This is a genomic window from Leptospira vanthielii serovar Holland str. Waz Holland = ATCC 700522, from assembly GCF_000332455.1.
Taxonomy (GTDB): Bacteria; Spirochaetota; Leptospiria; order Leptospirales; family Leptospiraceae; genus Leptospira_A; species Leptospira_A vanthielii.
Map to the genome: position 1 here is coordinate 1 of NZ_AOGY02000042.1, position 18,169 is coordinate 18,169.

Here is an 18,169-nt window from a genome sequence, read left to right on the forward strand (position 1 = left end):
TTTTTGACTAAGCAGATAATTTTAGAGTTCTTATAGAATCTAATTTAGTCTTTAATTTTTCTTTCTTTTCTCTAATATCAAGATCAGTTTGCAAATTTATCCAAAATTTTTCAGACATACCAAAAAACTTGGATAATCGTAAAGACATATCGACGGTTATTTTTCTTTTTCCATGTAAAATGTCTAAGATAGTAGAAGTTGAAACATGAAGTTCCTTTGATAATTTGTAAGGAGTGATTTGCATAGGTTCAAGAAATTCTTCTTTTAAAATTTCTGCAACAGTAGGAGTCGGGATTCTGTTATTTTTCATCTTCTAGTATTATCCTCTAATGGTAGTCAGTAACAGAGACTTGCTTACAATTTCCTTGATCAAATTTAAAAACTATTCTCCACTGATCATTGATTCTAATAGAATAAAATCCAGATAAATCACCTTTTAAACTTTCTAATCTATTAGAGGGAGGTGATTTTAGATCTTCCTCTTTTTCTGCATTATCAATTAAGATAAGTTTAGTAAGAGCTTTTTTTGAATTTCCGGAGGAATCCTTTTTGAGAATATTTGGTTAAATATTTTCTCTGTTTCTTTGTCTCCGAAAGAAAGAATCATTCCTACTATATCTCTACTGCAGATATAGTAGTCAATCTTTTAATTTGTAATAGTTAATCTAAAATTTAACCCAATTGCAACTAACGAACTAGACTTACCGAAGTTCCCCGACCCTGAGTCCCAACGGGACGTTAGGGACTGGCATGTAGCTTGCGAATGCAAGGCGAATGCCAGAAGGGGAATTTGCCGCAGGCCGAGCGAGGCCTTGTGCCGAAGCGTAGCGGTAAGTCGCTGTTATGCGAAGTAATTTAAGTATTAAATAGCTATACCAGCATAGATGGATATATTAAAAAATTTTCTAGTTCCATAGTCGCTTTTATCACTATATAATTGGTCAAAAATGTAGTCACTTGGTAAACCATTATAATATTGCGGAATGAAAGTATAATGATTATTGATCTTACTTGCAGAAAGAATTCCATAATTAATTTCAGTACCTAAAAGAATATGATCAAAAAATTCTTTTCTATATGAAGTTCCTAAGTAAAAATATACTCATTCATAGGCATAAAATTCATTTTCAAATGTAACAGGAGATTTGTATCCAATTTTAGAATGCAAACGCTTTCTGTTATAAAAAACTTCAATATACTCGAATAGAGAACTTTGAGCCTGTTCTAAGGAATGGAAGTTCTTATGGTTTGTAAACTCTCTTTTTAATGTAGCAAAAAAAGATTCAGCTGGAGCATTATCCCAACAATTTCCTTTTCTACTCATACTTTGAATGAATCCTTTTGACGTTAGATTCTCACAAAACTCTTTACTCGCATACTGACTTCCTCTATCAGAATGGATTATAAGGCCTTCATTTGGTTTTTGGTTCTCAACAGCATTCTCAAGTGCTCTCATTACGAGAGATGTCTTCATATGAGTGTCAACAGCCCATCCAACAATCTTCTTTGTGCATATATCTTTGAATTTACATAAATATAAAAATCCAAACAAATAGGGAATGTAGGTAATGTCAGTCACATACACTGTGTTCGGTGTTGAAACCTGAAAGTTTTGTTCAAGCAAGTTTGGACTAATAGCTTCTTCATGATTGGAATTTGTCGTCACAGGATGCTTAAATTTCCTAGTTGTAATAGCTTTAATCCCATTTTCCCGCATAATTTTAGCCACAGTGGGTAAACTGACTTTGATACCCCTTGCTCTTAGTTCTTTCTGAACTCTCGGACTTCCGTAAGAAAGCAGATCTCCTTTGTGGAATTTTCTAATTTCATATAAGATTTCTATACTTTTTTGATTTCGAATCGACTTCGATTTTTTCAACCAAGGATAAAATCCCTTGTGTTTTATATCTAATACTTCGGACATCACTTTGATAGAAAACCCAAAGGATTCCCTATGTTCTTTCATAAAAAGATATTTATCTTCTAAGGACTTAAAGTGATGCCCATTGCCTTTTTTAAAATATCCCTCTGCTGTTTTAAATTTTGAACTTCACGTTCAAGCTCCTGGATCCTCTTGTCTCGAACATCTTGCAGAGAATCTGTCTCGGTTTGATTTTGATCTAGTTCCTTTTTCCATCTGCCTAGTATCCCATTGGGGAGCCCTAGTTCTTGGCATACCATATTCTGGGATTTCCCACTTGATATTAAATATTGAACCGATTCTCTCTTAAACTCTGTGGTGTATTGTTTTCTCCGCTTCATGGCAACCTCTTGTAGTCGTTTGTTGCCTATTGTCGAGTATATAATGCGTTAGGAACTTCATTTTGGTATAACATAAGATAACAATTTACCTTTGTTATCTAACACTACGACAGATGACTGTATAAATTCAGACTTATTAAGCTGCTTTTCAATTTCTTCCAACTCTACACGATAACCATTCACTTTAACTTGATTATCCAATCTTCCGTAATACTCAATTATACCATTTTCTCTATAGACGCCCATATCTCCGGTTAAGTAAATTAACCCTGAGGAATATGCGTCTTTAATAAATCTTTCTTTTGTTAACTGATAGTTGTTAATATAGCCTTTACCAACGCCCTTACCACCTATAGCGATCTCTCCAACAAAACCTGGAGGAAGTATTCGACTATATTTATCTAGTATATAAGTCCTTGAGTTCAAGATAGGCTTTCCAATTGGAATACTTTTCGCTTCCGATATTTCTTGCTTGGTAATTTCATAAGAAGATGATATATCAGTACATTCAGTCGGCCCATATGTGTTAATTAACCGCGTAGAAAATCTATCTGACTGAATCCAGTTAACCAGGTTTTTTCCGTTTATCGGCTCCCCACCTAAAACCAGGATCTGTAGCCTTTCTAAATGCTCATATCCTTCACCAAGTTCCCCAAAATTAACTAATGGATAAAATGCACTTGGCGCACAGTTTATATATTCAATTGGCTCACCTAACAAAACTTTCTTAATATAATCATAGTCCATAAAAATAAATTTATGTAAGTATAATTTGGAACCCGTCAACAATGGTGCAAAAATATTTTTCTGAGCAAGGTCAAAAGAAATAGGGGCAACCAATAAAGTAGAATTTCCCCTTTGCTTATCAAAGAGACCTATATACCACTTCATCAAATTTGAAAACGAACCATGGGAAACTGTAGCACCTTTCGGATCGCCAGTTGAGCCAGAAGTATAAATGGTATAAATAGAGTCATACTCCTCAATTACGCAATTTGGGTTACAAGAATTCAAATCAAAAGAAGTTTCAAATATTTTTATGACATTAATATAATTGATACCGATATTCTCAAAATCATTCTCTGATAAAAGCAGTTTACTACGACTATCTACTAACATGAAACTCAATCGATCTTCCGGAACCTTCATATCAATAGGAATATATGAAGCACCAATTTTTAAAATAGCTAAAAGTGCTACCACTAGATACTCACTATTATCTATCTGAACACCAATGCATTCACCTTTACGAACAGAACAAGTATGCATCAAAAAATCAGAAAGCATATTTGCCTTTTCATTCAACTCACGATAAGTCAGAGCCTTAGCATCTGAAACAATTGCTATTCGATCAGAATATTCAACAGCAATCGATTCAAATAGTTTATGAATAGGAACAAATGGCTGATCCGTAGATTCAGAAATGCAAGCCGAAAACTTCTCCGCTTCCGCAAATGAAACTAGATCAATCTCTTTAATCTTAGTATCTATAGCTTCAGGGAACATAGACATCAACCTTGAGAAGGAGTCCAGCATTGATCTTATTTGAACATTAGTAAAACATGATTCATTAAAAATAAAATCTATACAAATATCATTATTATCATCAAAGTCACCAATATACACACTAACAGGCAAAGCCTGTGCCTTATTCGGAACATGAAGATATTCAACTTCCGCGCTCTCAATTTTTTCGTTTGAATCAAAATTAATATTAGATAATGCAATCTCGTATAAAGGTATTTTTGTAGCGGAATCTATATTTACTTCTCTTGAAATTTCACTGACAGGAAATCGCTGAAAACGATAATTTGTTTTTAACTTACTTATTATGTTTGTAACAAGCTCACTCAATGTAAACTCTCCATCAAAGTCAATGCGGAGTGGGAAGACACTAACAAACAATCCAATAGTATTCAAGAAATAACTATTCTTTCTATTTAAAACAGGAATTCCGACACAGAAGTTACTGGTCCCATTCAACTTATTGAACAAAACGAACAGCATTCCCAATGTTATATGAAAAAAGTTTGAATTCAAATGAGACACTGAATTTGATAAAAGTTCATATTCACGACGCGAAATAATAACTTTTTCTATTTTACAATTCAAAGGGTCTATATTCTGATATTGTTTTTTAAATAATTGTTCTGGCTTGGTAAGAAATTCTGATTTCCAAAATCTCTTATCCTTTTGATACTTATCAGATGCTAAATACTCTAACTCATTATTCAAATAGACAGAATAATCATACTGAACGGGAGGGCCGTCCATTTTTCCAGAACATATATTGTTGTATGATTTAATAACCTGATTTAAAGCTAGATTTGCACCCCAGGCGTCAATTAATATATGATGAAATTTTGCCACTAAATACAAATTTTTGTTTGATAAGTGTAATATACTAAATGAACACAATCTATTATCCGATTTAATATCAAACGGGACTAATGAAACTTTATCTATAAACGTATTATAAAATTCGCTTATATCCTGTGTTTGATCATACTCGATCACTTCCAACTTAATATCTCGATCATTAATCCGTTCCAATACAGGAACATTATCGATTATCGATATTTTTGAATTTAGTATGGGACTGTTCGAGACAAAAAAGCGAACAACTTCAATGAAATTGCCAACATCTATTTTACCGTTTATCGAAACGACTCCGATTAAGTTGTATATTGTAGAACTAGGATAAAGCAACTGCTCTTTATAAATATCAAGTTGCTGTGTAGATAATCTTGAATAGCTCATTAAATTCCTTAAAAAAGAAAACAATCATCCATCTATTTCCCAACAGGCGGATGATTAGCTAACCTTCCGAGAGGCACCAATCAATCCACTTTTAAATTGTTAGATGGAATGCTAAATTCCCTTTTAAAAAGAATTACTTACTTCTAATTCAATTTAAAATTTCTTTATATACTTATAAGATTATCAGGTCGGAACTGAAACCTTCTAAGTAGACTTAAGATTAACAGTCGTAATGTCAATGACAAATAACAACAATTAGCAGCTTGAGCTACTTTTTTATGAACAACGTTCCTTTATGAACAAGAAATCCAAAACCTCAAAAAAAACAATATTTAAAGACGTTTATTCAATCATCAGATAACTAGATAGAATTTAGCCAATCAAATGGTTGGGAACTTATGGTTCCAATTAGATGATTTATTAAAACAAAACAATAATGTTTATACAGAAGCGACGAATTCTATATCGAAGCTAACAGGTCTTCGTCATCAGATTGAATATTGATTCGGAATAAAGAAGTTGGTCGGAATGGGTTAATTTCAAAACTAAATACATTATATTCAGATAGACCAGCATTCTGCCAGGACACAGCAAAAGAATTTGGAAAGACTACTTAACGAGTCATTTCAGAAGAAACCAAATACTCAAAACCTGCAGATTTATTAGACCAAGCGACTACGAATGTTTCTAGAAAACCTACTATGGAGATCGCAACAGGAACATCCATAGAAACGGATGTTGGCTCTATATTACAATCTCCATTAGTTGGTGGAGTCATCGGCTCTTTTGATGAAGAAATTGTAATCTTAGGTGGAACTACTACTACCGATATGACCACTGGTACAATTTTTAACACTATATATAAGTTTTATCCAAACATCGGAAACAATGGAACTTGGGTGAGTCTTTTATCAAGCACCAATATTTTTCCACGCATTGATATGGCTGGGGTTACTTATTAATGGAAGTTTAGTGTTTACTGGTGGAAGATTCTATTCAGATGGTCTATCCTATGCAACGACAGATGCCTATGCTCCTTCACTCAACTCAACATCGGGTAAAATTGAAGCATCGATTTCTCTGGCTCGCCATGGCTCAGGATATGCTTGTTATCAACCTATTTCCACAGATCCATTCCCAACTGACACTCCCACATTATTTATCGCAGGAGGTTCTACAGGAACGAATATTTCGCAACCAGTTACTGCTGTAACCAATTCAAATCGATTTGAATACTCATACTTGGGAACCGCCTCTAATGCTTTTGTTACAGGCTCAAATACTCCTATAGCTCTATATTACCCAGCTATGGAAGTTTCCTATGAAAAGAGGAAGCTTTATCTTTTCGGTGGAGCGTCCGAATTTAACCTACCAGTCGATCAAGTTTACTCTCTTGATTTAGCAAATCCTGGAGGGAATCCCTGGGTTCCCGAATCAATTAATATGCCGAGAAGTCGTTTTGGACACAAAGCGATTATTTTGAGTAGGTAAATATGAAAAAAATAAGTATAATTTTCTTTCTTCTTACTGCTTCTACTCTATTTGCTGATACCATTTCCGAAGAAGATATCTTTCTTTACAGACATTCGTTGAAAGAAAGGAAGTTTTCAGAAGCGCAAGACTTGCTTTCTAAGTTTCAAAATCTAAAAATTGATCAAACAAAGCTTGAATTATTAGAAACTGAATTATGGATAGCGAAGGGTGAGGATCTTTATACAAAAAAAAATATAGATCCGCTTTTCCCTACTATAGTGATGCATATGCTCGATGGAGGACGAATCCAATAATAAAAGAAAGATATACTGAACTTTCGGGAAAGTTACTTCACGATGAAGAGCTTTCGAAACCATTGATGACTCAGAAAACATTTAAACTGCCGATTGAAAAAGAAAAGGAAATTGTATATTTGCCTACCAACGCAGAAGCCTTTTTTATCGTAAATAGTTTTCGTATCGGCGATTTAGAAGATCAAACAAAAATAATATACGGGATTGGCGGGTCTATATTCACCCTACTAATCATTCAAATTATAATCAATTTAATTCTGCTAACAAGAAAATAACGATACAAAGTTTACTACTTAAAAATCAATTACGAACTAGTATTCTTTAAGGTTCATCTACAGAAATAAACAGAGATTTAAATAAACGACCTATCCTTTCTCAAATACTACAAATTCTACTACTTTACCGATGATGGAGAGAGACATTATTTTACGGTTTGTCCTCCATCATGCAATCATAAGAAACAAGAGCCTAGAATCATTCCCGATATGGGTTACAAGTATTATTTTGCTTCTATAAATCGATTCTTCAGATAAGTTTCAAATTCATTATTAATAAAACTTTCCAATGGATGAACACTGCTAATAATTGTATCTTTTGTAGAATGTAATTTATACCCTAATTCATTTTCAGCATAATTAGAATTAACACTTTTAGTAATTGATCCATCTCTTTGAAGCTGATAATAAGTTTGCAATGAACTTTCTGAATATCCAACATCAGACAATATAGAATTAATTTGAACTTGACCTAGAAATTCTACTACATAAAAATCAAAAGGAAATTTCTTCAACACTCTCCCAAGTATAGGATGTTTGTTGTTAAAAGGGATTACTAAATCAAATTCTTTATAGTATGAAACAAATTCATTTTCATTTAATCCATTCTTATTCTCTATTAAAATATACCTTGAACTTTCTTTAAGAATCCCATGGTTTTTAAGCAAATAGCTTAACAAGGCAGAGGATTTTTCTGAAATAAACTCGTTAACCTTTCTATGAGTTTCTATACTTTCGAGTAAGGCAGGAATTCTAAGTTTATGAATTTTGTTTTTTTGACCTTCTTTTATATTTGCGATTTTCTGATTAAAAAACTCTTTTGAGAAATTATAGATAACATCTCCTAAATGTTGTATTAACAGAGGAAAGGCAAACATCATAGTAACTGGTAAAACAATTCTTACTTTCCATTCACCATATAAAAAGGAATTGAAAATTAAAACAGAAAGTGGATCTCTAATGTTTACAAACAAATCTATCAAAATATCATAATTTGTAACAACAAAGGTGAAGATAAAAGAACCAATGAATGGATGTCCAATTCTATCCAAAATCATTTGTGTAAATCCCTTGGTTGCTTGATCTTCTGGTGACATCAGAACTCCTTAGACATAAAAAAAACGATGGGTTTAATCCTCGCTCCTATCAGCTAACTCTCGGTTAAATCTGTCTAGCAGTTAATTATTGTAATATAATCCTAGTTGGTTCTCTAATGTCTCGGCCTCGGCCTTTCTAACCCTCTTTTCCAGTTTGAATACTCTGGAAGGATAATTAGACCAAAATGAAGTCACTAGGAAAGGAATTGATTCAATGTAGATTTCTTGCTTATTCTCCAAGGCCACTTCCCCATAATAAACCGTTTGATTCTTATCTAAGATCCGAACTTTCAACTTGTGATTGTAACCTCCGAGTAAGGACTCTCCTTTCACTGTCTCAAGACCTAAGTCAATCAATACAGAAGGATTCTCTCAGTTACGTTTCCACCCTAGCCTTGTAGCTTTCACTTCAAAAACCTTTGTAAGTGGTGCGAAGTCATACCCTTCCCTATATACGAAATAATAGGTTTGATTTACTCGAATTTCCTCTAGTCCATAAGATGAGTTCTCTGTCTTAACTGTAGATTGGCAGTTCAATAATAGTAATGTGATGAGTGTAAGTATTGTTTTTTTCATGATAATTAGTGGCTCTCCTTTAAGTCATTTTGACCTTTACTTTAACAACCGCAACATGTACAATTCATATGTATAGTTATTTACATATGTGTAGCTTTTTCATCGAAAATAGACCAAATATCTTGACGGAATTATCAGGATTCTCTAATTAAATGTAATTATGTCGCAAGTTGGAAGAGTTGGAAAAGGGTCAAAAAGGTCGGTAAAGAGGATACTACAGAATAACAAGGATCTAGGCGAAAAAATACAAGGAGATTATGTCTCTAACCCACAAAGATCCTTTCTTCCCCACCCAAAAAAGAACACTTCCTCTAAAAAACCAAGGGGGGTGGATATACCCGCTAGTGAGAAAATCACAGGCCGTAAGGTTAATAATTCTTCGGAGTCTACTACTAGCCATAGTATACTTACCCCCCTTGAGTTTACTTCTGGACGGCCGTACTTATTGGAAAATGAAGAGCTTAATAAATTCTTCAAAATCAAAACCTTAAAGATTCTAAAATCTATTTATCCTAAGTCTTGTAATTGTAATAACCCTAACCTACTATTCCTCAAAGTAAAAAATCGGGACTCAATCGCTCGCTGTAGCAACTGCCACAAGATGGTTTCCATCACTGCAAAAACTCCATTTGAGAATTACAGATCCAATCTAGCCTACATTAGTTTTATCATTTGGGACATGATTAACCAGTATCCAAAGATCATGACTTCAAAGGAGATTTCTAGGAAACTAAATCTTTCCTACAAGACTTCATTCTATCTCAAGAAAAGAATCCAAGTGATCTTCTCACAGCTTAATGAGACGTTAAGAGAGAACCTTTATAAAGAGTTAGAAAACCCTGTAGATACTGACAAAAAACCAATTGCTGTAGCTGACTCAGTTGTTTTACGCCACGCATATACGAGCGTATAAACATAGAAGTAGGAGATACAAAACAGGAACCGCTTCAATCTATTTGAGTAATAGTCTTGGCGGTGGTCAATGCGGAACCTTAGTTCACACGGTGGGCATTAATGGAGGTATGACTTTTTACAAATCTATTCCACTTAACAACCAAGAGTATCTAGCGAAAGACTTGGATGGAAAGATTCCAAAGAACGCTACTTTATACACTGATGAGGGATACAAATTTTTATTTGATAGACCCAATCATAAAATGGTGAATCACAATAAGAAGTCGAATGACCCTCGTTATACGTTAAGTAGAGAAAGGTGGATTACTAAAGAAGGCGTGAGTTCTAATGGTGCAGAAGGTAGGAACAATATATTAAAACAATCATTCCGAAGCTATGGTTATATTTCTCCCCGTTATAGTGATCTCTATCTAACGGAAATTAGTCTTCTTGGGAATTTGAGATTTGCACCCGAACTAAAGTCGATTCTCTTGGGTGGTGAAGAAAAGACTTTGTGGGGTAAAGTGAGAGCTTCTGCGGGCGGAGGGACTTGAACCCCCATGCCTCTCGGCGCCAGAACCTAAATCTGGTGCGTCTGCCAATTTCGCCACGCCCGCATTGAGCATGTATAAGCAGGTTTTTGTACTAGGGAAATCTGTCTAGTGAGTTTTTGTGATTCACTTGCCTTTGTTTTGAATTTTTGTTCTCATGTCAGATACCAATAGGACAACTCCGATGAACATACTGGAATTTATGCAAAATATCTCTACGCAAGTGTATTTGCGAGGGGATGTGATTTTTCGAGAAGGAGATCCACATGATGGAAGTATGTATTGTATCATGAGTGGGATGTTTGCTGTCACCAAACGGACACCAGCTGGAACTCAAGAAGTCATTAAGGGTTTGGGACCGGGAGAATTTTTTGGAGAACTTTCGCTTCTCACAAGAAGGCCCAGGGCCATGACGATTAGCGTGGTTTCTGCCAATGCACGGGTCGGAATCCTCCGAGAGGATCAGTTTGAAAAATTGGCTCGTATCAATACACATTTTTTATTCCAACTGACCAAAAGTACAGTTGAAAAACTCCACCGGGCGGAAGCCAGGCTCACCGAACTGGATAAAATGTTAGAAGAAATCAAAAAGGAAGAAGAGAAATGAACGTCGACCATTTACGAAAGTACATCACCGAAGTGCGAATCGATCATTTCGCAGAAGGTAAAAAAGTGTTTTCCGAAGGTGAGGATTGTAATGGGAAAATGTTCTTTGTTTTTTCAGGCCAACTCCAAGTTTTCAAACGAAAAGCCAGCGGAGAAGACCACTACGTTCGCGATATCAAACCAGGTGAGTTTTTTGGAGAGATGGCACTCGTCTTTCCATCTCCGAGAGCAGCCACGGTGGTGGCCTCTGCGGAGGATACGAAAGTCGGAATCATTACAAAAGAAATTTTCTTCGCCATGGGAAAAGAAAGTCCCGGTTTTTTATCGGTGATTCTTCATAGCATCATAGACCGCCTAACGTCTGTCGAAGATACAATTTCGGAAAGACAACAAGAATTACATACACTCATCAACGGAATGCCTTCTCTGCAAGTCGATACGCTTACCACAGAATCCGTCACCACCGTTGAGGACAAAACACAAGATTCTCGCACACCAGAGGAGAAAGACTAGGATGGAACTTCCGTTTCTCTATCCCTTTCCCTTTAAAAATAAGTTGACTAAATCCCTAAAATCGAGTTTGATTTGCGGGTGACTTTGCGGTTCTTCAACTATCCCATCCCCGTACTACTGGTAACGCTCGGTTTTCTTGCGGTTCCCTTCTTAAATGTCTATATTACGGCTTCCTTATATGATCTCGATTTAGACCATTTTACGATGATTCTTTCCAGAATCCAACCGTTACAATATGTACTCTCTGGACTCAGTGCCATCATTGCCTATGGCCTTGTTACCAAAAAAAAATTTGGATACTATCTCTTCCTTTGTTTTACTTTTCTTATCCTAACTTATAATGTTTGGATGGTTTTGTCTGTCACTCTCGGAAAGAAAATCTTTCTTGCCGGTATCCGCATCCATACGGCTGACATCATTTGGAATATGGTGACGACCACACTACTTCTTGGGACTGTATTTTATTTCCTTCGCCGAGAGATTGCCGCACCTTACCTTAGTGGAATTCGTCGCGGTTGGAGAACCAAATACAGAGAAACACACCCGGTTCCTTTCCATTGGACCAATGCCGATGGAGAACGCGAAGGAGATGGGCAAACCATCAATATCTCTCGTAACGGTATCCTCATTCCCATTCCAGCGCATCATTTTCTAAAGGTCGGAGACCCTATCAATCTCCTCTTAAAGTTAGAAAAGGAAAATAGAGAACCTGTATCTATCTCTGTCCAAGCAAAGATTGTACGAATCGACAAAGAGAGTGATGGTTCTGAAATTGCCGGTGTCCAACTCTTTTTCCCAATCAACCAAAGAGAAGAAAAACAAATCTACGAAGCTTTTTTAGCCCGAGTGTTTGCACCGAGGTATCCTGTTTCCAATCCAGTTAACTTCCCAAGCCAAGATAACAAAATCTGCCAAGGTACACTTCTGAATGTTTCTCTGGAAGGATTGTATATTGAAACCAGTTCGGTCCTAGACCAAGATCAAATTTGTAACGTAAAAATCCAGACCCGATCGGGAGATATTTCTGTCGGTGGTGTAGTTCGTTGGTCCAACCCACAAGGCAAATATGGAAAACCCAGTGGGTTTGGAATTCAAATTGATACGATAGAAAACAAAAACCTATTTCGCATTTGGATTTGGAAACAACGTTTTAAATTATTCCACGGGAGGTAGTTCTTCCCAAAACAAAGAGTCGGCAAGTTCAGCATCGCCGGGACTTGTGACTTTGATGTTATGGTAGTCGGTTTCTACAATCCCTACCCTTCTTTTTCCCATCCAAGTGCAAAGGTCTGTCGGATGTTTTTTTAGATCCGTTGGAAGTTCCACAAGCAAAAGTTCCTGAATCATAAACCCAGCAATAGCTTGTGGGGTTTTGACAGAATAGACTTCTTCTCTTTTTAATGGTTCTTCGGTATAGTTTTGGTGCAGACGAACTCGCACCAAACTCTCCGTAGACTTTCCGACAAGGGTTGCCCCACCAAAAATTTTGGTTTGTTCCACTAATTGATAAAGTTCATTTTGTTTGAAGTTAGGGCGTGCGACGTCATGGATAAAAATGATATCCTTTGTATCATAGGGAATGGATTCCAACCCGCATAACGTAGACAGATGGCGACTCTCCCCCCCAGGAACAATCCGATCGTTCCCTTCCAAGAGATCATCCAATTCTTTTTCTGTTTCTAAAATCCAATCAGGGTGGGAGACAACCGTGATGGATTTGGTAAGTCCAAACTTTCGAAACCGTTTGACCGAATGTCTGAGAAGGGACTCTCCCCTCACTTTCAAAAATTGTTTGGGAACCTCAGTTCCCATCCTAGAACCTGTCCCACCCGCAAGTAGGACAACATACAATTGGTTCATTCGGTCATTCTACAACGAGGATTTCATTACGAAAGATCTCAAGAACCGGCTCTTTTTTGCGGATGAGTTTTCCTTCTCCGTTTTTAAGAAGTAATACTTCCGCTGTCTCCGGAAAACTATTGTAGTTTTTGGTCGACATACCAGCACAATAAGCACCAACCGCTTCCATCACCACATAGTCTCCGATTTCTGCTTCACCCATAAGACGAGTGATGGGTTCTCCCCCTTCTTTTTGGGTAAACACATCGCCTGATTCACAACAGTGGCCAACAACCACATACTCTGCATTTGATTTCGGAACCCCACCCTCTTTTTTTATAGTGATGAGAGGGTGTCTTGCACCGTATAACGAAGGTCTGGTGTTTGAATCCATCCCTGTGTCAAGTTTTAAAAATCGAAATCCTTTTGGGCCAGTATCCACCAAATCATCCACAGTGGTAAGTAGAGCCCCGCAAAGTGCAATGAGGTAAGTTCCCGGTTCTATCTCTAAAATGAGTTTTCTGCCATGTTTGGTGGCAAATTCTTCAAATTGGGGTTTTACAGGAGCACCAATCTTTTGTAAGTCGGTCGATTTTTCATCTTCCATCCGACCTACTTTGTAACCACCACCGAGGCTCACCACCGTGACCGTTGGGAAGGCCTCTGCATATTCTAAAGTATATTTTGCCACCGCTTTCCAAACTTCCGGATCACTTCCTGAACCAATATGGGTGTGTACCTTTTCTACGAAGATTTTGTATTTTTCAACAATAGCTTTCACTTCCGGCAATTTTTCATGCCAGATTCCAAAGGAAGAAGTGACTCCTCCCACATCCGTTTTTTTAGTATGTCCTGAGCCAAGGCCCGGATTGAACCGAATGGATACAGACTTTCCAGGGAAGGTTTTTCCAAAGGCTTCGAGTTGGCGAAGAGAACATGCATTGAATTTCACTCCTTTGCCAATGAGTTCCGCGAAGGCTTTGGGTAATTCTTGGGAAGTGAGCATGATGGATTCTGGTTTGAATCCGAAGTGGAGGGCACGCACCACTTCATGTTCCGAAGACGCATCGATGAGGATGCCTTTCTTTTTCATAATCTGAAGGATATTCGAATTGGGATTTGCCTTCATGGCGTAACGGACTTGTAACCCAAAGGCGTTCGGAAACGCGAGGGCTTCGTCACATTTTTGTTCAATTTCTTTCTCGGAATAGACAAAGAGCGGGGTACCAAATTCATTTGCCAAAGTTCGCACTTGGTCTTCTTTCAAAAACTTTAGTTTTTCGATTGATGTCATAGGATTTAAGATAAACCTTTCAATAGGTTCCATTCCATAAAGTCAAAAAAGTAGAAAATGGCAGGAAAGATTACACATATTGAAGCTCTCTCCCAAGTGAAAAAACATTTGGAACATGGAAATGCGACCCAACGTCGGATTGCCGCATTACTCTCAAGACCTGATGTTGCACCTTACGCCAACCTCGGTGCCGTGGCTCCCGATATCTTTTACTTCTATCATGTGTTGCAACCCAAACGTACAAAGAAGGCCGCTTTTTTTGGTGACCTGGCCCACCACGACCGGGTTGCCGAACTCATCCTTAGTTTTCTCGATCAAGTTTATGATACAGAGATGGGGCTTTATCGGGATCGTTTCCTTGCCTTCACTTTAGGGTATATCTGCCACTGTGTGGTAGACATCCAAACCCATCCGTATATCTTTTATATCTCAGGCGATTACTATAACAATGATAAGAAGATCTCATACCAAGCACAAGTGAACCACATGAAAGTGGAGTTCGGACTAGACACACTTCTCATCAACCACCGCTGGGGAATGAGTGCCAAAGAATACGACTTCCCCCAATACATTGATATCCGTCATAGAACCGTGGGGATCAAAAACAAAATGGATCCAGTCCTTTGGAACTTTTGGTTGCAATCCATCAAAGAAACTTATCCCACAGAGTTTGCTTCCTCCTATTTGGGTTCTGAAAAAAAAATCATCCCAGGAGACATCTTAAATGAATCTTACCTTGGGTTTTATAGATTCACGTCCACTCTGGATTCGAGAAGTGCACTCATGCGTGGCCTTGTGAGTGTAGTGGATACACTGACCTTTCATAAATACAATGCCAGTGTGCTTATGCTTCCGGCAATGGAAGCCATCAATCCCAAGATTATGAACGATGAAAAGCGGGAATGGTTCTATCCTGCTGACCCCAAAAGAAAGTTCAATGACTCCTTTATCGAACTTTTGAACCAAGCAAGCCAAGCTAGCAAAGAAATTTTAACGAGAGCCTACGAATATAGTTTTTCTCCGGAAAGCAGATCGAAAATTCTGGATTCTCTCGGTGGTTATAATTTAGATACTGGTCTGCGTTACCACGGAATCGACCACATGAAGGAATTTTCTCCTCTCGTATGATGGGGATTTAAAGTTAAGGGAAATTTATGAAACAAGAACCCGTTGGGCTCTTTGAAAAGTATTTTATCATTTGGTTTCGGATTGTTACAGAAAGGATTTGGACCGGAGACAAAAAATTAAGAAACACTGCCATAGCCATTTTTGCCTTTGGCGTTTTGAATGTTTTTTTACTCACCGGCTCTATCAAAGACTTCTTTCGATTAAAGGAAGCGGCAGTTTATGACATCCCTTCTACCTTGTATGGACTCACCGACAAAGGGGAATACGAACCCATTGCCGAGTATTATAAATTTTCCCGTATCCCCGTTCGTCTAGAACAGCTAAAACCAGAAGAAACCATTCTCTCGCCAGATAACAGACACAAGGTGATCCAGTGTTTTTTATCTACTGAAGATAACTCCTTTTATTCTCACAATGGAATCGATTTAAAAGGAATTGCTCGTGCCTTTGTGGTAAACCTTATGGCGGGGCGCGTAAAAGAAGGTGCCTCCACCATCACCCAACAAGTAGCACGACTTAAATTTTTATCAATTGAGAGATCCATCGCAAGGAAAGCTCGGGAAGCATGGCTTGCCTTTTTACTCGAACTTGCTTATCCCAAGGATAAAATTTTAGAAGTATATTTGAATGAAATTCCTCTAGGACATGGAACGATCGGTGTCGGAGCAGCTTCCAGGTTTTACTTTCGTAAAGAAGTGCAAGATGTGAGTTGGGGGGAAGCCGCCATCCTTGCCAGTCTCACCACAAGGCCCACCCAGTTCAGTCCAATCGTCAATCCAGTTTCCAGTATGAATAAGGTGCGGGTCGTCTTTCGTAAGTTAGTCGAAAATGGGAGGATGTCTGTTGCCGATGCCGAAAAAGAATACGCCGCCCTCGAAGAATACTATACCAATCTGAATCGTTCTCCTAATGATTCCGCTTTTTCTGACAGGCTAAACCGCTTTCCTTATGTTACCGAATACATCAGAAAGAACTTAATTCGTTCCATTGGTTCGGGACGTTTGTACAATGGTGGCCTTAAAATTTATTCTACCATCCAGATCCGTCACCAAGAAGAAGCAGAAAAAGCCCTACTTCCGGCCCTGCAAAGACAAACTTTAGAATCCAACCAAAGGGCCTTTCGCAATATCGATGCCTTTGATGATTTGTATGGAAGTGGGTATTCTCTCATTGCCGATCTCTATGATTTGCCTGATTTTAAATTCCATATTTCTCGGACAGAACGTACGTTTTCATCCGCTTACCAAGAAGACCTTAGAGATGAATTCTTCGCATTGAATTTGTTAACTGGGGATGATTTTCTTGGAGACCTAATTGATAAAAATTATACGACGCAAACCACAAAAGACCACCTCCTTCCAGTAGAAGGTTCTCTGATTGCGATCCGTCCAGAAACCGGATACATCACAGCCATGGTGGGAGGATCGGGGTTTCGTTCCGACAACCAACAAATCCGTCCCTTCCAAGCCTTCCGCCAACCGGGATCTGCTTTCAAACCCATTCTCTATGCAGCGGCCATGGACCATTCGGGTAAAAACCCAGACCCCGAAAAAAATGTTACTCCCGCCACTCTTTTTGCGGACTCTCCTCTCCAATACTTAATGGAAGACGGAGACGAATGGGCCCCCGAAAATTATAGCAGTGAGTATTCTGGTTTTATCCTACTGCGCAAAGCCTTGGAACAATCCAAAAATTCCGTGGCCGTTCGCGTTCTGGAACAGGTGGGACTTTCTAACCTAATGGAAAGTTTACGAGGACTCTTACAACTTCCCGGTCGAGACATTCCTTATAACTTTAGTGTATCCCTTGGTTCCTTTGAACTCACTCCTTATGAATTGACAAGGGCCTATGCGGCCTTGGCTTCCGGTGGTAAAACAGTAAATCCAATCTCCGTATTGTATGTGGAAGACAATGCGGGAAATGTCATCAAAGACTTTCGTAAAGAATTCGATGAAGATGACCGCAAACAAATCATCTCAAGAGAAGCAGCATTTCTCATCACATCAATGATGAAAGATGTGGTGGAAGAAGGAACGGGACGCGGGGTTTTGTCGTATGGCCTGAACCGCAAAGCCTACGGAAAAACAGGAACCACAAACAACTTTAGAGATGCTTGGTTTGTGGGTTACACCCCAGAACTTGTGACTTCGGTTTGGTTTGGGTATGATGTGGGAACGATTTCTCTGGGACGCGGGATGACTGGAGGAAAATTGGCGGCTCCCGTTTGGGGAAGATTTATGGCCCGCGCCCTCGACCGCGAACCTCATATCGATTTTCCTTGGCTTTCCGAGGTCAAAGTCACCAAAAAGACGGTTTGTCGTATGTCAGGCAAACTTCCGAGCAGCCAGTGCCACGACCTCTTCGAAGAGTATTTTATCCCACAAACCGCACCAAAAGACATTTGTAACGACCATGGTTCGTCCTGGAACGTGGCAGAAACCAAACAGGCAGCCTCCACAAACGTAATTCATACAGAAAAGAAAAAGCAAGAAAAAGTAGAAAAACTCACCCCATCCACAAAACCACCGAAGAGAAAAAAGTCGGTCTTTAGCGGAGATGAGGAAATCGACTACTAAAAAGGCTTGTC

General features: G+C 38.2%; 19 protein-coding genes, 1 tRNA gene and 1 pseudogene. 11 read left to right on the forward strand and 10 right to left on the reverse strand.

Features of this window, described 5'->3' with window-relative positions; all coding sequences use genetic code 11:
* Positions 1-7: 7 nt before the first annotated feature.
* From LEP1GSC199_RS09055 to LEP1GSC199_RS09070, 5 genes and pseudogenes are all read right to left on the reverse strand, one after another.
* Positions 8-310 (reverse strand): HigA family addiction module antitoxin, encoded by a 303-nt coding sequence (locus LEP1GSC199_RS09055; protein ID WP_002976056.1) that lies wholly within the window; start codon positions 308-310, stop codon positions 8-10.
* Between the two features lie 16 nt (positions 311-326).
* Positions 327-607: pseudogene (locus LEP1GSC199_RS20860) on the reverse strand (type II toxin-antitoxin system RelE/ParE family toxin).
* A 495-nt stretch (positions 608-1,102) separates the two neighbouring features.
* Entirely contained in the window at positions 1,103-1,966 is an 864-nt protein-coding gene (locus tag LEP1GSC199_RS09060; RefSeq protein WP_002981403.1) for an IS3 family transposase, read from the reverse strand.
* Between the two features lie 17 nt (positions 1,967-1,983).
* The gene (locus LEP1GSC199_RS09065) at positions 1,984-2,262 is read right to left on the reverse strand and encodes a transposase (protein ID WP_083901898.1); all 279 of its coding nucleotides are present in this window, start codon (positions 2,260-2,262) and stop codon (positions 1,984-1,986) included.
* A gap of 57 nt (positions 2,263-2,319) precedes the next feature.
* On the reverse strand, positions 2,320-5,022 hold the full coding sequence (locus LEP1GSC199_RS09070) for an amino acid adenylation domain-containing protein (protein ID WP_002981383.1): 2,703 nt from the start codon (positions 5,020-5,022) through the stop codon (positions 2,320-2,322).
* A 701-nt stretch (positions 5,023-5,723) separates the two neighbouring features.
* Here LEP1GSC199_RS09070 and LEP1GSC199_RS21790 point away from each other — a divergent pair.
* The 4 genes from LEP1GSC199_RS21790 (at position 5,724) to LEP1GSC199_RS21800 (ending at position 7,084) form a co-directional block, all read left to right on the forward strand.
* Complete coding sequence (locus LEP1GSC199_RS21790; protein WP_002981561.1) at positions 5,724-5,984, forward strand: hypothetical protein; 261 nt, start codon at positions 5,724-5,726, stop codon at positions 5,982-5,984.
* A 10-nt stretch (positions 5,985-5,994) separates the two neighbouring features.
* Positions 5,995-6,513, forward strand: a complete 519-nt coding sequence (locus tag LEP1GSC199_RS09075) for a hypothetical protein (protein ID WP_002981578.1) — start codon at positions 5,995-5,997, stop codon at positions 6,511-6,513.
* A 2-nt stretch (positions 6,514-6,515) separates the two neighbouring features.
* Complete coding sequence (locus LEP1GSC199_RS21795; protein ID WP_002981595.1) at positions 6,516-6,809, forward strand: hypothetical protein; 294 nt, start codon at positions 6,516-6,518, stop codon at positions 6,807-6,809.
* A 65-nt stretch (positions 6,810-6,874) separates the two neighbouring features.
* Entirely contained in the window at positions 6,875-7,084 is a 210-nt protein-coding gene (locus LEP1GSC199_RS21800) for a hypothetical protein (protein ID WP_039926467.1), read from the forward strand.
* A 224-nt stretch (positions 7,085-7,308) separates the two neighbouring features.
* Here LEP1GSC199_RS21800 and LEP1GSC199_RS09090 read toward each other — a convergent pair whose 3' ends face one another.
* Positions 7,309-8,181, reverse strand: coding sequence for a hypothetical protein (locus LEP1GSC199_RS09090; protein WP_002981235.1), 873 nt, complete (start codon positions 8,179-8,181; stop codon positions 7,309-7,311).
* 372 nt (positions 8,182-8,553) lie between these two features.
* On the reverse strand, positions 8,554-8,757 hold the full coding sequence (locus LEP1GSC199_RS21300) for a hypothetical protein (RefSeq protein ID WP_157356616.1): 204 nt from the start codon (positions 8,755-8,757) through the stop codon (positions 8,554-8,556).
* Positions 8,758-9,085: 328 nt separating this feature from the next.
* On the opposite strand from LEP1GSC199_RS21300, the gene LEP1GSC199_RS09100 reads away from it, so the two are divergent.
* Both LEP1GSC199_RS09100 and LEP1GSC199_RS20870 read left to right on the forward strand, forming a co-directional pair.
* Positions 9,086-9,670 carry a hypothetical protein gene (locus LEP1GSC199_RS09100; protein WP_198288772.1) on the forward strand — a complete coding sequence of 195 codons (585 nt, stop codon included), beginning with the start codon at positions 9,086-9,088 and terminating at the stop codon, positions 9,668-9,670.
* A gap of 43 nt (positions 9,671-9,713) precedes the next feature.
* Positions 9,714-10,205 (forward strand): transposase, encoded by a 492-nt coding sequence (locus LEP1GSC199_RS20870; protein ID WP_083901939.1) that lies wholly within the window; start codon positions 9,714-9,716, stop codon positions 10,203-10,205.
* Here the strand turns inward: LEP1GSC199_RS20870 and LEP1GSC199_RS09105 are convergent.
* Positions 10,187-10,268: transfer RNA gene (locus LEP1GSC199_RS09105), tRNA-Leu, on the reverse strand. The two genes, LEP1GSC199_RS20870 and LEP1GSC199_RS09105, sit on opposite strands and share 19 nt — an antisense overlap.
* A gap of 118 nt (positions 10,269-10,386) precedes the next feature.
* Between LEP1GSC199_RS09105 and LEP1GSC199_RS09110 the strand changes: the two genes are divergently transcribed.
* From LEP1GSC199_RS09110 to LEP1GSC199_RS09120, 3 genes are all read left to right on the forward strand, one after another.
* On the forward strand, positions 10,387-10,809 hold the full coding sequence (locus LEP1GSC199_RS09110) for a cyclic nucleotide-binding domain-containing protein (protein ID WP_002981310.1): 423 nt from the start codon (positions 10,387-10,389) through the stop codon (positions 10,807-10,809).
* Positions 10,806-11,321, forward strand: coding sequence for a Crp/Fnr family transcriptional regulator (locus LEP1GSC199_RS09115; protein ID WP_002981437.1), 516 nt, complete (start codon positions 10,806-10,808; stop codon positions 11,319-11,321). The genes LEP1GSC199_RS09110 and LEP1GSC199_RS09115 overlap by 4 nt, the downstream gene beginning before the upstream one ends.
* Positions 11,322-11,399: 78 nt before the next feature.
* Entirely contained in the window at positions 11,400-12,494 is a 1,095-nt protein-coding gene (locus LEP1GSC199_RS09120; RefSeq protein ID WP_039926519.1) for a PilZ domain-containing protein, read from the forward strand.
* Here the strand turns inward: LEP1GSC199_RS09120 and LEP1GSC199_RS09125 are convergent.
* Both LEP1GSC199_RS09125 and LEP1GSC199_RS09130 read right to left on the reverse strand, forming a co-directional pair.
* Positions 12,477-13,181 carry an IspD/TarI family cytidylyltransferase gene (locus tag LEP1GSC199_RS09125; RefSeq protein WP_002981508.1) on the reverse strand — a complete coding sequence of 235 codons (705 nt, stop codon included), beginning with the start codon at positions 13,179-13,181 and terminating at the stop codon, positions 12,477-12,479. The genes LEP1GSC199_RS09120 and LEP1GSC199_RS09125 overlap by 18 nt on opposite strands.
* A 4-nt stretch (positions 13,182-13,185) precedes the next feature.
* Complete coding sequence (locus tag LEP1GSC199_RS09130) at positions 13,186-14,454, reverse strand: diaminopimelate decarboxylase (RefSeq protein ID WP_002981600.1); 1,269 nt, start codon at positions 14,452-14,454, stop codon at positions 13,186-13,188.
* A 57-nt stretch (positions 14,455-14,511) separates the two neighbouring features.
* On the opposite strand from LEP1GSC199_RS09130, the gene LEP1GSC199_RS09135 reads away from it, so the two are divergent.
* A complete protein-coding gene (locus LEP1GSC199_RS09135; protein WP_002981662.1) occupies positions 14,512-15,582 on the forward strand; it encodes a zinc dependent phospholipase C family protein in 1,071 nt (356 codons plus the stop codon).
* 26 nt (positions 15,583-15,608) lie between these two features.
* Entirely contained in the window at positions 15,609-18,158 is a 2,550-nt protein-coding gene (locus LEP1GSC199_RS09140) for a penicillin-binding protein 1A (RefSeq protein WP_002981501.1), read from the forward strand.
* The last annotated feature ends 11 nt before the right edge of the window (positions 18,159-18,169 follow it).

Excerpts from the sequence above, each read along its gene's own strand:
- LEP1GSC199_RS21795 (WP_002981595.1), top strand. The coding sequence starts at position 6,516 with ATGAAAAAAATAAGTATAATTTTCTTTCTTCTTACTGCTTCTACTCTA.
- LEP1GSC199_RS09125 (WP_002981508.1), bottom strand. The coding sequence starts at position 13,181 with ATGAACCAATTGTATGTTGTCCTACTTGCGGGTGGGACAGGTTCTAGG.
- LEP1GSC199_RS09070 (WP_002981383.1), bottom strand. The coding sequence starts at position 5,022 with ATGAGCTATTCAAGATTATCTACACAGCAACTTGATATTTATAAAGAG.
- LEP1GSC199_RS09140 (WP_002981501.1), top strand. The coding sequence starts at position 15,609 with ATGAAACAAGAACCCGTTGGGCTCTTTGAAAAGTATTTTATCATTTGG.
- LEP1GSC199_RS09135 (WP_002981662.1), top strand. The coding sequence starts at position 14,512 with ATGGCAGGAAAGATTACACATATTGAAGCTCTCTCCCAAGTGAAAAAA.
- LEP1GSC199_RS09110 (WP_002981310.1), top strand. The coding sequence starts at position 10,387 with ATGAACATACTGGAATTTATGCAAAATATCTCTACGCAAGTGTATTTG.
- LEP1GSC199_RS09090 (WP_002981235.1), bottom strand. The coding sequence starts at position 8,181 with ATGTCACCAGAAGATCAAGCAACCAAGGGATTTACACAAATGATTTTG.
- LEP1GSC199_RS09115 (WP_002981437.1), top strand. The coding sequence starts at position 10,806 with ATGAACGTCGACCATTTACGAAAGTACATCACCGAAGTGCGAATCGAT.
- LEP1GSC199_RS09065 (WP_083901898.1), bottom strand. The coding sequence starts at position 2,262 with ATGAAGCGGAGAAAACAATACACCACAGAGTTTAAGAGAGAATCGGTT.
- LEP1GSC199_RS21300 (WP_157356616.1), bottom strand. The coding sequence starts at position 8,757 with ATGAAAAAAACAATACTTACACTCATCACATTACTATTATTGAACTGC.
- LEP1GSC199_RS21800 (WP_039926467.1), top strand. The coding sequence starts at position 6,875 with ATGACTCAGAAAACATTTAAACTGCCGATTGAAAAAGAAAAGGAAATT.
- LEP1GSC199_RS21790 (WP_002981561.1), top strand. The coding sequence starts at position 5,724 with ATGGAGATCGCAACAGGAACATCCATAGAAACGGATGTTGGCTCTATA.
- LEP1GSC199_RS09130 (WP_002981600.1), bottom strand. The coding sequence starts at position 14,454 with ATGACATCAATCGAAAAACTAAAGTTTTTGAAAGAAGACCAAGTGCGA.
- LEP1GSC199_RS09060 (WP_002981403.1), bottom strand. The coding sequence starts at position 1,966 with ATGAAAGAACATAGGGAATCCTTTGGGTTTTCTATCAAAGTGATGTCC.
- LEP1GSC199_RS09055 (WP_002976056.1), bottom strand. The coding sequence starts at position 310 with ATGAAAAATAACAGAATCCCGACTCCTACTGTTGCAGAAATTTTAAAA.